This is a genomic window from Pseudomonas sp. ICBG1301 (genome assembly GCF_016918385.1).
Classification (GTDB): Bacteria; Pseudomonadota; Gammaproteobacteria; order Pseudomonadales; family Pseudomonadaceae; genus Aquipseudomonas; species Aquipseudomonas palleroniana.
In genome coordinates, this window is sequence record NZ_JAEKGB010000004.1 from 252,539 (window position 1) to 266,154 (window position 13,616).

Annotated in this window: 11 protein-coding genes; 3 read left to right on the plus strand and 8 right to left on the minus strand. The window is 63.0% G+C overall.

What is annotated here, in order from left to right; translation table 11 throughout:
• Positions 1 to 108: 108 nt before the first annotated feature.
• From tssH to tssA, 8 genes are all read right to left on the minus strand, one after another.
• On the minus strand, positions 109 to 2,766 hold the full coding sequence (gene tssH / locus JBE38_RS11190; protein ID WP_060756659.1) for a type VI secretion system ATPase TssH: 2,658 nt from the start codon (positions 2,764 to 2,766) through the stop codon (positions 109 to 111).
• The gene (tssG, locus tag JBE38_RS11195) at positions 2,759 to 3,802 is read right to left on the minus strand and encodes a type VI secretion system baseplate subunit TssG (protein WP_205344307.1); all 1,044 of its coding nucleotides are present in this window, start codon (positions 3,800 to 3,802) and stop codon (positions 2,759 to 2,761) included. Before tssG ends, tssH begins: the two co-directional genes overlap by 8 nt.
• On the minus strand, positions 3,766 to 5,625 hold the full coding sequence (gene tssF, locus JBE38_RS11200; RefSeq protein ID WP_060756661.1) for a type VI secretion system baseplate subunit TssF: 1,860 nt from the start codon (positions 5,623 to 5,625) through the stop codon (positions 3,766 to 3,768). The genes tssG and tssF overlap by 37 nt, the downstream gene beginning before the upstream one ends.
• On the minus strand, positions 5,622 to 6,137 hold the full coding sequence (gene tssE / locus JBE38_RS11205) for a type VI secretion system baseplate subunit TssE (protein WP_060756687.1): 516 nt from the start codon (positions 6,135 to 6,137) through the stop codon (positions 5,622 to 5,624). The genes tssF and tssE overlap by 4 nt, the downstream gene beginning before the upstream one ends.
• A gap of 78 nt (positions 6,138 to 6,215) precedes the next feature.
• Positions 6,216 to 6,704, minus strand: a complete 489-nt coding sequence (locus JBE38_RS11210; protein ID WP_060756662.1) for an Hcp family type VI secretion system effector — start codon at positions 6,702 to 6,704, stop codon at positions 6,216 to 6,218.
• A gap of 149 nt (positions 6,705 to 6,853) precedes the next feature.
• On the minus strand, positions 6,854 to 8,353 hold the full coding sequence (tssC, locus tag JBE38_RS11215) for a type VI secretion system contractile sheath large subunit (RefSeq protein ID WP_060756663.1): 1,500 nt from the start codon (positions 8,351 to 8,353) through the stop codon (positions 6,854 to 6,856).
• 2 nt (positions 8,354 to 8,355) lie between these two features.
• Positions 8,356 to 8,862, minus strand: a complete 507-nt coding sequence (tssB, locus tag JBE38_RS11220) for a type VI secretion system contractile sheath small subunit (protein WP_003231688.1) — start codon at positions 8,860 to 8,862, stop codon at positions 8,356 to 8,358.
• Positions 8,863 to 8,916: 54 nt separating this feature from the next.
• The gene (gene tssA, locus JBE38_RS11225; protein ID WP_205344308.1) at positions 8,917 to 9,936 is read right to left on the minus strand and encodes a type VI secretion system protein TssA; all 1,020 of its coding nucleotides are present in this window, start codon (positions 9,934 to 9,936) and stop codon (positions 8,917 to 8,919) included.
• A 394-nt stretch (positions 9,937 to 10,330) separates the two neighbouring features.
• Here tssA and tagH point away from each other — a divergent pair, with 394 nt between their 5' ends.
• Genes tagH through tssK form a run of 3 tightly spaced genes read left to right on the plus strand, consistent with a single transcriptional unit; the run spans position 10,331 to position 13,614 of the window.
• The gene (tagH, locus tag JBE38_RS11230; RefSeq protein ID WP_205344309.1) at positions 10,331 to 11,698 is read left to right on the plus strand and encodes a type VI secretion system-associated FHA domain protein TagH; all 1,368 of its coding nucleotides are present in this window, start codon (positions 10,331 to 10,333) and stop codon (positions 11,696 to 11,698) included.
• A gap of 53 nt (positions 11,699 to 11,751) precedes the next feature.
• Complete coding sequence (gene tssJ, locus JBE38_RS11235; protein WP_205344310.1) at positions 11,752 to 12,261, plus strand: type VI secretion system lipoprotein TssJ; 510 nt, start codon at positions 11,752 to 11,754, stop codon at positions 12,259 to 12,261.
• 18 nt (positions 12,262 to 12,279) lie between these two features.
• Positions 12,280 to 13,614, plus strand: a complete 1,335-nt coding sequence (gene tssK, locus JBE38_RS11240) for a type VI secretion system baseplate subunit TssK (RefSeq protein WP_161548595.1) — start codon at positions 12,280 to 12,282, stop codon at positions 13,612 to 13,614.
• Positions 13,615 to 13,616 lie beyond the last annotated feature (2 nt).

A 13,616-nucleotide genomic window follows, 5' to 3' on the forward strand; every position in this document is an offset into this window, starting at 1 on the left:
TGGGAGGCGGCTTGCTCCCGATAGCCGTGTGTCAGTTGATGCATAGGGGCCTGATGCACCGCTATCGGGAGCAAGCCCCCTCCCACCGTTTGATTGTGTTCCTTCAGGTCAATCGTTGAACTCGTAGTGCAATTCGTTATCCCGGCTGCTGATGCGCACACCCGCCAACGCCTTGCCTTCGAGCATGCGCGTGAGGAACTCACGGCTCATGTCCGGCAGCAGGCTGTTGGTGAGGATGGTGTCGATCATACGGCCACCGCTTTCGGTTTCGGTGCAGCGCGAGACGATCAGGTCGACCACCGCGTCGTCGTAGTCGAAGGCCACCTTGTGCGTACTCTCCACGCGTTTTTTGATGCGGTTGAGCTGCAGGCGGGTGATCGCCTTGAGCATCTCGTCGCTTAGCGGGTAGTACGGAATGGTCACCAGGCGACCCAGCAATGCCGGCGGGAAGATTTCCAGCAGCGGTTGGCGCAGGGCCTTGGCGATCTCTTCCGGCTCCGGCACGTTCGCCGGGTCTTTGCAGACGTGGGAGATCAGCTCGGTGCCGGCGTTGGTGGTCAGCAGGATCAGGGTGTTCTTGAAGTCGATCACCCGGCCTTCACCGTCTTCCATCACACCCTTGTCGAATACCTGGAAGAAGATCTCGTGCACGTCCGGGTGGGCTTTTTCCACCTCGTCCAGCAGCACCACGCTGTAGGGTTTGCGTCGCACCGCTTCAGTCAGCACGCCGCCTTCGCCGTAACCGATGTAACCCGGTGGTGCGCCCTTGAGGGTGGATACGGTGTGGGCTTCCTGGAACTCGCTCATGTTGATGGTGATGACGTTCTGTTCGCCGCCGTACATGGCTTCGGCCAGGGCCAGGGCGGTTTCAGTCTTGCCCACGCCCGAGGTGCCGGCGAGCATGAACACGCCAATCGGCTTGCTCGGGTTGTCGAGGCCGGCGCGGGAGGTCTGGATGCGCTTGGCGATCATCTGCAGGGCGTGATCCTGGCCGATGATGCGCTTCTTCAGGTGCTGGTCGAGGTTGAGCACGGTCTCCAGCTCGTTGCGGGCCATGCGGCCCACCGGGATACCGGTCCAGTCGGCGACCACCGAGGCCACGGCCTGGTAATCCACGGTCGGGAGGATCAGCGGGGTTTCGCCTTGCAGGGCGCTGAGGCGCTGTTGCAGATCGACCAGCTGCGTGCGCAATTCATCGTTGCCGCTGTCCACCGCGCCAACCTTTTCACGCAGGGTGGCACGGGTGGCGAGCAACTCATCGACCAGTGCTTTCTCTTCGGCCCAGCGGCTCTCCAGCGTCGCAAGACGTTCACGCTCGGCACTCAACAGCGCTTCGGTGTTGCTTTGACGGGCCCCAATCGCAATGCCGATGGCATGCTCGCGGGCGATGATTTGCAGCTCGGTTTCCAGGGCTTCGATACGACGGCGGCTGTCGTCCACTTCGGCCGGCACCGCGTGCAGGCTGATGGCCACGCGGGCGCAGGCGGTGTCCAGCAGGCTTACGGATTTATCCGGCAACTGGCGCGCCGGGATGTAGCGGTGGGACAGCTTCACCGAGGCTTCCAGGGCTTCATCGAGGATCTGCACCTGGTGGTGCTGTTCCATGGTCGAGGCCACGCCGCGCATCATCAGCAGCGCCTTGTCTTCCGACGGCTCGGCCACTTGCACCACCTGGAAGCGGCGAGTCAGGGCCGGGTCTTTTTCAATGTGCTTCTTGTACTCGGCCCACGTGGTCGCGGCCACGGTGCGCAAGGTGCCACGGGCCAATGCCGGTTTGAGCAGGTTGGCGGCGTCGCCCGTGCCGGCGGCGCCACCGGCACCGACCAGGGTGTGAGCTTCGTCGATAAACAGGATGATCGGCTTGGGCGACGCCTGGACGTCTTCGATCACTTGGCGCAGGCGCTGCTCGAACTCGCCTTTCATGCTGGCGCCGGCTTGCAGCAGGCCCACATCGAGGCTGCGCAATTCCACATCCTTGAGCGCAGGCGGCACGTCACCGGCGACGATGCGCAGGGCGAAACCTTCGACCACGGCGGTTTTGCCCACACCGGCTTCACCGGTGAGAATCGGGTTGTTCTGGCGACGGCGCATCAGGATGTCGACCAGTTGGCGGATCTCTTCATCACGGCCGACGATGGGGTCGAGCTTGCCGCTACGGGCCTGCTCGGTCAGGTCGACGGTAAAGCGCTTGAGGGCTTCCTGCTTGCCCATGGCACTTGGTGCCATGGCGCCGCTGGCTTCGCCCGGCACGGCGCCGGCGTTGAAACCGTCACTGGCGCTCAGGGCGTTTTCCGGCGAGTCACCGACGTATTCATCAAAGCGCTCGCTCAGGGCCTCGGCCTTGATTTTGTCGAACTCGGAAGACAGGCCCAGCAGCGCATGGCGCAGGCTCGGCGTCTTGAGGATGCCCAACACCAGGTAACCGGTGCGCACCTGGCTTTCGCCGAACATCAGGCTGCCGTAGACCCACCCGCGCTCCACGGCCTCTTCCACATGGGAGGACAGGTCGGTGATCGAGGTCGAGCCGCGGGGCAAGCGGTCCAGCGCTTCAGTCAGGTCGCGGGCCAGGCGCGCCGGCTCCACGTTGAACTGGCGAATGATGCGGTGCAGGTCCGAGTCCTGCAGTTGCAGCAGTTGGTGAAACCAGTGGGCCAGTTCCACATACGGGTTGCCCCGCAGCTTGCAGAATACGGTGGCGGCTTCGATGGCCTTGTAGGCCACGCTGTTGAGTTTGCCGAACAATGCGGCGCGACTGATTTCACCCATGCTCTGGATTCCTTGAGGTGGTGGCCTGATCGGCGTAATGCCGGGCCAGGATTAGGTCGTTGGCGTCGTGCTCGGGTTGGCCGAGCCAGGTGTTGAAGCCCAGGCGGAACTGGCCATTGAGTTGCAGCGCCGGTACTTCAGGTTGTTGCAGAACCAGGTTCAAGTCCCAGTCCAGTTCATGGCCCAGGTACTCGGCCACCCACGCGACCAACTCATTGAATGGCGCGTGGCCGGGCAGCATGCCCATGTAGTCATCGAGCTTGAGCGGCCCCAGGCAGATACGGAATTTGTGCTGGCGGTCCCACACATGGCTGCCCAGGCAAAAGTCCACGCCCAGCTGGTTGGCGCTGACACCCACGCGGCTGCGTTCGGGCAGTTCCAGCCATTGGCCGACGTATTCTTCGATCTCCACCGGGAGGCCGAAGTACTCGCTGAGGATCGCCTTTAAACCATCCGGGTAGCGGGTCTGCGCCGACAAGTGGCCGCTGTAATGCAGCTTCGCGGCGTCGGCAATCAGCCCCTGGTTGAGCAGGCTTGGCATGCCACGGCCACTCAGGGCGGCGAGGCGGGCGGACCAGTAGTCATCATCCGGGCGGTCATGGCTGACGGTGGGCCGCGCCTCGGCCCACGCCCGGTAGAACAGGCTGAGCAAACGATGGTGGAACACGTCCAGGAACTGCTTGCTGGTGCTGTCGGCGTTGTTGCGCTGGCGCTCGCGGACGTACTCGGTGATGTGCAGCGGCAGCGGGCCATTGGGGCCGCCGAGGCCGAAGAAGAATTGCTCCAGGCGCGCCGGCTTGCCGTCACCACCGGGGTCGACCGAGGCCAGGGTGGCCGGGGCGAACGTGCAATCGGCCTGTTGCCCCAGGCGCAGTGGGTCATCCGCCAGGCGCAGGGAATGGCCCAGGCGCGGCAGGTCGGGCGATTCGCACTCGATACGCCGCAGCGCCTGGAAGAAATCGTATTCCCAGGGTTCCTGATGCATCGCATCCAGTGTGTTCACAGGGTCGGACGCCGCCCGGGCTTGGCTTTCCATCGCATGATCTCGCCGCGTTCGGTGGTACGGATCACCGTCTCGGTAAAACTGTTGATCGACACGTAGCGTGCCAGGAAGCGCTCCAGCACCGCACCGAGCAGGAACACCCCGGTGCCGCGAAACGCGTTTTCATCGAATTCCAGGGTGATCTCCAGGCCACGGCCAAACACGATCGGGCCAGGCATCGGCAGGCGCCGGGTCACGGCTTTGCTGCTGACTTCACGCAGCCCCTCGATCTGCAATTGCAGGGCGGCGTCGTTGCTGTCGCCATACAGGCGCAGCAGTTCACGCAAGGCGCCCGCGCCCTGGCCTTGCTCGCTGAGCGACAGATAGTTGAGCGACAACTGGCTGATCAGGCGCCAGGCCTTGGCATCATGCGCATGGCTGGCCCGCGGGCGGCTCGGGCCGGCCACGCAACGCACGGCCAGCACCGGCGCACTGTCGGCCAGGGTGAAATCGGTCTTGCCGTTGCCCACACTCATGAACAACGGCAAATCGCGGTTGGTGCACAGCGCGGTCACGCCGAGTTGGCGCAGGTCGTGGCGGTAGGGCGCTTGCCGGCTGTCGACCAGGCTGACAAAGGTTTCGCTGCCCACATACGTGGAGCGCGGGCCGTTGCGGCGCTGGTCGCTGGACAACACACGCGGCTCGCGGCGCACCATGTAATAGGCCAGGTCGCGGCCATAGCGCGAGGGGTCGCGCACCGCATAAAACGGCAGGAATGGCTGCTCCGGCCCAGTGCCGTGGCCGGTGATACCGCTGAGCGAATGAATCTCGAAATCCATCGGCCGGGTGCGGTCGGCGATCACATGGTGCTCGTTGACCCGGTCGGACAGGTGGATACGGTCGAGGCGTTTGGGAAACAGGTTGATCGCCGGCGTGCAGAACGGCAGGAACTGCGCCGCGCCGACGCTGCCTTCCAGGCTCGGTTCATGCCGGTCGAACAGCACGATCAGCTCCAGTTCCTGGCCGTCGCAGCGCTTGATCGCACGGCGCAGTTCGGCAAATTCGACAAACAGGAAGCGATGGGGCAGGGCGAAGTATTCCTGCAACAGGCGATAGCCCTGGAAGGCGCGCGCCACCACCGGCATGGCGGCGTCGGCGTCGTCGAAGCCGCGTGAGCGCAGCGCGTCCTGGGGCAGGCGCTCGACCCAATCACCGCCGGGCTTGCGCGCAAATACCGCGCAGGCGTTGCCGAGCAGTTGCTCGTAAAGGCGGAATGGCTGCTCGTCGGCACCGCTGAGGTACAGCGGCAGGCTGTCCAGGTCGAGGCTGTTGAATGGCAACTCGGCGCCGGTGCGCAGGGTCAGGCGCAAACCCGCCTTGGCCTTCGGTTCGCTGGCGGCCAGGCGGCCAAGCACGGCGGCGGGGTTGCCGAAGTATTCCGCGTTGGCTACCTGCAACGGCCACAGCGTCACCGGGTGCGCGGTGCGGTACTCGCAGCAGGTCTGGGTTTCACGGCCCAATGCCGCACGCAACACCGTGTCGCGGGGCAGCGAAAAACCGCTGGCCAGGGAGCCTTCGTCGGGGTCGGTCTGCAGCTGCACCACGGTCATCGACGGGGTTGGCGCGAGGTAGTGCGGGTACGCGATTTCCAGCAGGTTGTGGGTGAAGGTCGGGTACTCGGCGTCGAGCTTGAGCTGCACGCGGGCCGTCAGGTAGGCAAAACCTTCAAGCAAGCGTTCGACGTACGGGTCGGCGCAGTCCATACCGGACAGGGTCAGCCGACTGGCGATCTTCGGGTATTCCTTGGCGAACTCGGCGGCGCTTTCGCGCACGTGATGCAGTTCCTGGTTATACAGCTCCAGCAGGCGCGGGTTCATGCTCGTCTCCGCTGGTCGGCGTTGACGACACGCACATGGCCGGATTCCAGGTCGAGGTCGGTTTGCAATAACAGGCGTAGAGGCACCGGCTGTGCCCACAGATCGCCTTCGATCTCGAAGCTCAACGCGTTGTGGTTCATCTCGCCCTGGCTGAGGCGGGCTTTGACGCGCAGGGTGTGGCGCAGGATGCGCGGCTCAAAGGTGGCAATGGCCTGGTAGATCAGGGCTTCCAGCGCTTTGATATCGACACTGGAGGCACTGTTTCCCGCCAATGCCGGCAGGCCGTAATTGACCACCGAAGTACCGGCTGGGGTGTGCAACGTGGCATCGGCATCGAGCAACGACGTGGTGTTGAGCAGCCACGCCAGGTCGCGCAGCACCGAGGCTTTCAATTGGGTCAGGGACAGCACGCGTTTGTCGGCGCTTTCCTTGGGGTTGGTCGGGTCGTCGTCGGTCAACCGGTCCAGCAGGGACGGTTGCAGACGGTCGCGGGAAGCGATTTCAGTTACCACCAAAGCAGCTCCACGGACGGGGTGTGAGGAGGACAAAGTTTCTGGGGCCGTGGCGCTGGGCCACGGCCACCAGAGCTATCAGCGCTTGGTGTTGGAACGGATGTTCCAGCCAAACTTGATCGCGCCGCCGTCTTTGGTGCCGTCGGCTTTCTGCGGCTGGTAGTCGACCATCACTTGGGCAAAGTTCAGGGTGACGTTCTCGGTCAGGCGGTCATCAGTGCCCGAACCGCCGGTGCTCAGGGACGTTACCAGCACTTCTTCCAGGTTGATCACCATGTACTCGACCTGGCTTTCACCACCGGCCTTGCGCACGGTCAGCTTGACCTTGTCGATGTGCTTGCCGCTGGCGCAGTGCATCATCAGGTTAGGCGACGCCTTGTCGACGTACTTGGTCAGCGACAGGTCCTGGATATTCACCTTGCCGGCGCCACCGCCACCGCCGACGTGCATGTTGCCGGACTGGGACATGCCCCAGCTCCAGTTCAGTACGTCGATTTCGTCCTTGTGGGCCTTGTCCATGGACTCGCCCTTGATGTCGCCGATCTTGATGAAAATATCAACAGCCATGTTTTCTCCCTGTGTGGCCCCTGCCACTCGATTTGGTGATCGTTCCCACGCTCTGCGTGGGAACGCATCCGGTGATGCTGCGCGTCACTGGGACGCAGAGCGTCCCGGGCGACATTCCCACGCGGAGCGTGGGAACGAGCGTCTGTGTGTTAAGCGCCTTTTGCCGAAGGCAGCTTCGATACCAGGCGCAACGACACGGTCAGCCCTTCGAGCTGGTAGTGCGGGCGCAGGTAGAACTTGGAGTTGTAGTAACCCGGGTTGCCTTCCACTTCTTCCACGATCACTTCAGCGGCAGCCAATGGGTGCTGGGCCTTGGTGGTTTCGGTGGAGTGGGCCGGGTCGCCGTCGACGTAGTTGAGGATCCAGTCCTGCAACCAGCGCTGCATCTCGTCCTTCTCTTTGAAGGAACCGATCTTGTCACGCACGATGCACTTCAAGTAGTGAGCGAAACGGCAGGTGGCGAACAGGTACGGCAAGCGCGCAGCCAAGTTGGCGTTGGCGGTGGCGTCCGGGTCATCGTACTCGGCCGGTTTCTGCAACGACTGGGCACCGATGAAGGCGGCGAAGTCGGTGTTTTTCTTGTGCAGCAGCGGCATGAAACCGTTCTTCGCCAGTTCCGCTTCACGGCGGTCGCTGATGGCGATTTCGGTCGGGCACTTCATGTCCACACCACCGTCATCGGTAGGAAACGTGTGGGCCGGCAGGTTTTCCACTTCACCACCGGACTCCACGCCACGGATGCGCGAGCACCAGCCGTAGTGCTTGAACGAGCGGTTGATGTTCACGGCCATCGCGTAGGCGGCGTTGGCCCAGGTGTACTTGGAGCTGTCGGCGCCGTCGGTGTTTTCTTCGAAGGCGAAGGCTTCCACCGGGTCGGTCTTGGCGCCATACGGCAGGCGAGCCAGGAAGCGCGGCATGGTCAGGCCGATGTAGCGCGAGTCTTCCGATTCACGCAGCGAGCGCCAGCCGGCGTATTCCGGGGTGGTGAAGATCTTGGTCAGGTCGCGCGGGTTCGACAGTTCCTGCCACGAGCCCATGCCCATCACGGTCGGCGAAGCGGCAGCGATGAACGGGGAGTGCATGGCGGCGCAGACTTTCGACAGCTCGCCCAGCAACTCCACGTCGGGTGGCGACTGATCGAAGTAGTAGTCGCCTACCAGGCAGCCGTACGGCTCACCGCCGAACTGGCCGTATTCTTCTTCGTACATTTTCTTGAAGATCGGGCTCTGGTCCCATGCGGTGCCCTTGAATTTCTTCAGGGTCTTGTGCAGTTCGGGCTTGGAGATGTTGAGCACGCGAATCTTGAGCTGCTCATCGCTCTCGGTGTTGTTGACGAGGTAGTGCAGGCCACGCCAGGCGCTTTCCAGCTGCTGGAAATCCTGGTGATGAATGATCTGGTTGACCTGGGCGGTGAGCTTGGCGTCGATGGCCGCGATGATCGATTCGATCGACTTGATCGCGTCGTTGGACACCAGGTCGGTTTGCGCCAGGGCCTGTTCGGCCAGGGTGCGCACTGCGGTTTCCACGGCTTCGCGGGCACGCTCGGTCTTTGGTTTGAATTCCTGCAGCAGCAGGTTGGCGAACTCGCTGGCTTCTTCGGTCTGGGTGCCGAGGATCTGGCTGCCTTCGCGGGCGGTATTGTCGGTCATGATTACTGGTCCCCTGCAGGCTTAGGCGCGCTGGCAAGTGCCTGAAGCAGTGCCGGGTCCTTGATTGCCTTCATGATGATTTCTTCAGCGCCGGTCTTGCCGTCCATGTAGGTCAGCAGGTTGGCCAGCTGGGTGCGGGCTTCGAGCAGCTGGTTCAGCGAATCGACCTTGCGCGCCACGGCGGCCGGGCTGAAGTCGTCCATGCTCTCGAAGGTGATGTCCAGGCTCAGGTTGCCTTCGCCGGTCAGTTCGTTGGGGACGTGGAAGGCCACGCGCGGTTGCATGGCCTTGAGGCGCGAGTCGAAGTTGTCGACGTCCACTTCAAGGAATTTGCGGTCGGCCACGGCGGCGAGCGGCTCGGCAGGTTTGCCGGCGAGGTCGGCCATCACACCCATTACGAAGGGCAGTTGGACCTTCTTCTCGGCGCCGTAGAGCTCGACGTCGTACTCGATCTGCACTCGAGGCGCACGGTTGCGCGCAATGAATTTCTGAGAACTTTGCTTCGCCACGTTGCTGCTCCTGGTCGCTTGAGCGACGGTGTTGTTACTGCATAGCCCGGTGGCTTACTCGCTGTCCGGGCCGCGCAGGTTTTCAAATTGGGACATGCCGTCGGGAATCAGATTGCGCACGATGGCCGCGAAGTCGGCGTGCACCAGGTTCTTGGCCCGATTCAACAGCACCGGCAGCGGGCTCGAAGGCTCATGTCGGGTGTAGTACGCAAGGATCTTGTCGAGGCTGCGCAGCACGTCGTCGCGGCTGGCAATATCGCCGGCCGGGCGCACTGCCACAGGCGCAGCGGCGAAGTCGACCGAGGGGGCATTGTCGTCACTGACGGCCTCGGGTTCGCCACTGTTGTCGGTGCCTGGCACCGCTTGATTGAGTATCTGCAGCGCCTGCTTGAGCGGTTGCTTCAAGGCGCTCAAGTCCACGCCCCGGGCGGAACCGACCTGTTCATTGACCTGCTCCTCGATGGCCTCGCACGCCGCACGCGCTGCGCTCAAGGCGTCACGGGTGGCTTGCAGGTGCTCGGGGTCACTGTCGAGGAACGCGGCGTGGAGTTGCTGGGCACCGAGCTGCTCGTCGGCAAAAATTTGCAGGCCGCTGGCATTGAGCGCCGCCCGCAGGCTGACCGGGCCGAAGGTGCGCGAGCGCGTGAGGATGCTTTCGCGCAGCAGGCGGATGGTCGTGTCACCGGTCAGGCCGGACAGGGCGTTGACGCGCACGGTGGGGTCGTTATCGTCGTCTGCATCCAGGCGTGGGTGCAGGTCGACCCAATAGTCGCGCAGCAAGGCGTTGATCAACGAAAGAACTTCAGCCAACCCGGCCACGCCTTGCAGGGCAAGGGTGCTTTGCAGCAGGAAATGGGTGATGCGCAGGTCTTTGCTGCGTTGCAGCAAATCGAGGCTTTGCTGCTGGATGCTGCGCCATTCCGGCGGTTCGGCGGGCAGGATCGAGTCGCCCATGCTGCGCTCGGGTTGGCCCTTGGCATCACGCTCCAGCTGGAGAAATTGCGCGTCATATTCCATGTCTTCGCCACAGGGCGAAGTCGGGGAAACGGCGGCGAGCAGCAACGGCACATCCACTGAGTTTGATCTCCTTATCAGCCCGATAGATGGCGGGCAATGCATGCATTAGTTGTCTGAGGAACTTTGCATGTTTTCTTGGTCATATAGTCAGAGTGCCACTACTGTGACATCAGTGATGTTCAAGAAGTTGTGCATTTTTGGTGTAGTACTTATGCCTTGTCAAGGTAAGCTATTCGTCCTCTGTGACAGATGTGCGGTGTTTAACAACCTGCGCGACTGGTGGGTCGAACGGCGCCCGCCAAGCAGGATTTTTGTCATGCAAGCCAGCTAAGATCAGCGATCTTGCGGGTTTAGGTAGATTCAGGGTCATTTTGTGTGACCTGGCGGGCATGTCCCGGGAAGCGTAGCCCCGGGAATCGACCGCGCGCGATGTAATCAGCAAGGAGGCAAGATGTCGCTGTGTTTGACTATCACTAGTTATCACAAGATTACCCCTGGTCAGTGCTCGGAAAAGTCCATGGACCAGGGCGTGATGGCTATTGGCCGCAGTTCGGATAATGACTGGGTCTTGCCTGATCCGGAGCGTCTCGTCTCTTCGCAGCATTGCGTTATTCAATACAAAGATGGCCGTTATTATTTAACCGATAACAGTACAAACGGGGTGGAGTTGGTTCGCGCCGGTATCCGCATGCGCCGTGGCAATAGCGAGCCGCTGCAAGATGGTGAGTTGATCCGCATCGGCGACTACGAGATCCAGGCGCGTATCGATTTCAACGTGCAAGCCATTGATAGCCAACCGTTTGCCGGTGATTCGCCGAACAGCTTCGAGGCGTTGATGGGCGCCGTGGCAAAGCCACCAACGCCGACCCCGGTGATCGCGCCGCAGTTCCAGGGTGCCTCGGCAATGGACACCTTGCCGGACCTATTCGACTTCCTCAGCCCCACTGCTGTGCCGCCGCCCACCGTGGCGGATCATGTACCGCCCGAGCAGCACGACTTCCGCCCGCCGACGCCGGTGGCGGTGGAAAAACCCGTGGTCGCAGGCTCGCTGATTCCCGATGATTGGGACCTGTTTGCCGATACCCCGGCACCGGTAGCACCGGTAGCACCGGTAGCTCCGGTAGCTCCGGTAGCACCGGTCGTTCCGGTTGCACCGCCACCGCCGGTCGCCCCGGTGATTCAGCCGCCGCCCGTGGTCGAGCCGGTGCTTCCCGTGGCCGAGCCCCAGCAATCCCCCGACTTGTTGCAAGCATTCCTGCGTGGCGCCGGGCTGGAGCAGTTGCGTCTGGACAAGGCCGATGCCTGCGCCCAGATGGAAAACATCGGCCGCAGCTACCGCCTGATGGTCGAGGGTCTGATCGACGTATTGCGTGCCCGCGCCAGCCTCAAAGGCGAGTTCCGCATGCAGCAGACCATGATCCGGCCCGCCGAGAACAACCCGTTGAAATTCGCGCCGAATGCCGACGAAGCCTTGCTGCTGCTGCTTCGCCACGGCAACCAGGCGTTTATGGCACCGGACGCGGCCGTGCGCGACAGTTTCGATGACCTGCGTGCTCACCAACTGGCCGTGATGGCCGGCGTGGAGGCCGCGATCAAGCACCTGCTCACCCGCTTTGAACCCTCGCAGTTGGAGGAGCGCATGGGCAAGCCCGGCGGCTTATCAAGCCTGTTCAACGGTTCGCGCCAGGCGCAGTACTGGCAGCAGTTCACTGAGCTTTACAGCAATATTTCCCGCGAGGCCCAGGAAGATTTCCAGGACCTGTTCGGCCGCGAATTCAGCCGAGCCTACGAAGAACACAGCGCACGACAGCGGCGCTGAACACGCAGTACACGGATTTAACGGATAGCTAAGAACGTCATTGAGGACGCAGGATGATTCCCAGGTTTTTACTCGCAGCCGCTACTGTGCTGCTGCTGACGGCGTGTGCCAAGGACGCGGCCAAGCCCGAAGTGGCGGGCGAAACTGAAGCGGACACCGCCGCGGTCGAGTTGCACTTTCATGCCATTGCCGGGCTCAACCCGGGCGCCAACGGCCAGGCCGCCCCCGTGCGCGTGCGCATCTTCGAGCTGAAAAATGCCGCTACCTTCGGGCGCTCCGACTACTTCGCCCTGGCGGATCGCGCGCAATCGACCCTCGGCCTGGACCTGCTGGACCAGGATGAAGTGATGGTGCAACCCGGCCAGCAACTGAGCATCCAGCGCGACCTCGACCCTGCCACGCGCCAGATCGGCTTGCTGGTGGGCTATCGCGAGCTGGACCGTGCGCAATGGCGCACGGTGATCAACGTGCCACCGCGCCAATACACCGAATATCAGATCAGCCTCGATGTACGCGTCGTACGTGCCGACGTCGTGGTTACCCCATCCAGCCCTGCCCAATAAGAAACCCTCGGAGCCCCCATGTCCTGGAACAATCGCGTGGTCTGGTCGGAAGGCATGTTCATCGGAACGCAGCACTTCCAGCAGCATGACCGTTACCTGGAAAACCTGATCGACGCCCGCAGCCGCCCGTTGTCTGCCGGTGCCTGGGGCTTTTCCGAGTTGCTGATCGACCAGGGGCTGCTGGCCCAGGGCAAGCTGGCGATCGTTTCGGCGCGCGGCCTGTTGCCGGATGGCACGCCGTTCAATATCCCTCAGGACGACCTCGCGCCGAGCCCGTTGAATATCGACGACAACCTGCGCGACGGCCTGGTGTACCTGGCCTTGCCGCTCAAGCGCGCCGGTGCCCGCGATACCGTGGAAGCGGGCGAAGCCCTGGAAGCTGCGCGGTATGTCAGCCAGGTGCGCGAAGTGCGCGATGACAATGCCCCGTTCGAGAACCGTGCGCCCGTGGCTGTCGGTTCGCGCGCCCTGCGCCTGCTGACGGCCCAGGATGGCATCAGCGATTACGCCGCCGTGGGCCTTGTGCGCATCAAGGAAAAACGCGCCGACCGCGCACTGGTGCTGGATGACACTTACATCCCGCCGGTGCTCGACGTCGCCGCGAGCAAACCGTTGACGGCCTTTCGCAGTGAGCTGCTCGGCCTGCTGCACCAGCGCGGCGAAGCCCTGGCTGGCCGCGTGGTCGCCTCGGGGGCCGGTGGTGCGTCGGAGATTGCCGACTTCATGCTGCTGCAATTGGTCAACCGCGCCCAGCCGCTGCTCCAGCATTTCAGCCAGTTGAGCCCGCTGCACCCGGAGCGCTTCTTCAGTGAACTGGTGAGCCTGGCCGGCGAGTTCTCGACCTTTTCGACCTCGGGCCGGCGCCCTCAGGAATACCCGCAATACCAGCATGACGACCTGGCGCTGAGCTTTGCCCCGGTCATGCAGGCGCTGCGTGAAGCGCTGTCGATGCTGATCGACAGCAAGGCCACGCCGATCCCTATTGTGGAAAAAGCCTATGGCATCCACGTGGCCATGCTTGCCGACAAAACCCTGCTCGAGAGCGCCAGCTTCATCCTGGTGGTGCGCGCCGACGTGCCCGGCGAGACCCTGCGGGCGCGCTTCGGCCAACAGAGCAAGGTCGGTTCGGTGGAGCACATCCGCGACATGGTCAACCTGCAACTGCCGGGCATCGGCCTGCTGCCGTTGCCGGTGGCGCCACGGCAGATCCCGTATCACGCAGGCAGTACCTATTACGAGTTGGACCGGGGCAGCGAGCACTGGCAGCAACTGCACAACTCCGGCGGATTTGCCTTCCATATCGCCGGGCAGTTCCCGGGCTTGAACCTGGCCTTCTGGGCGATTCGAGGATAATT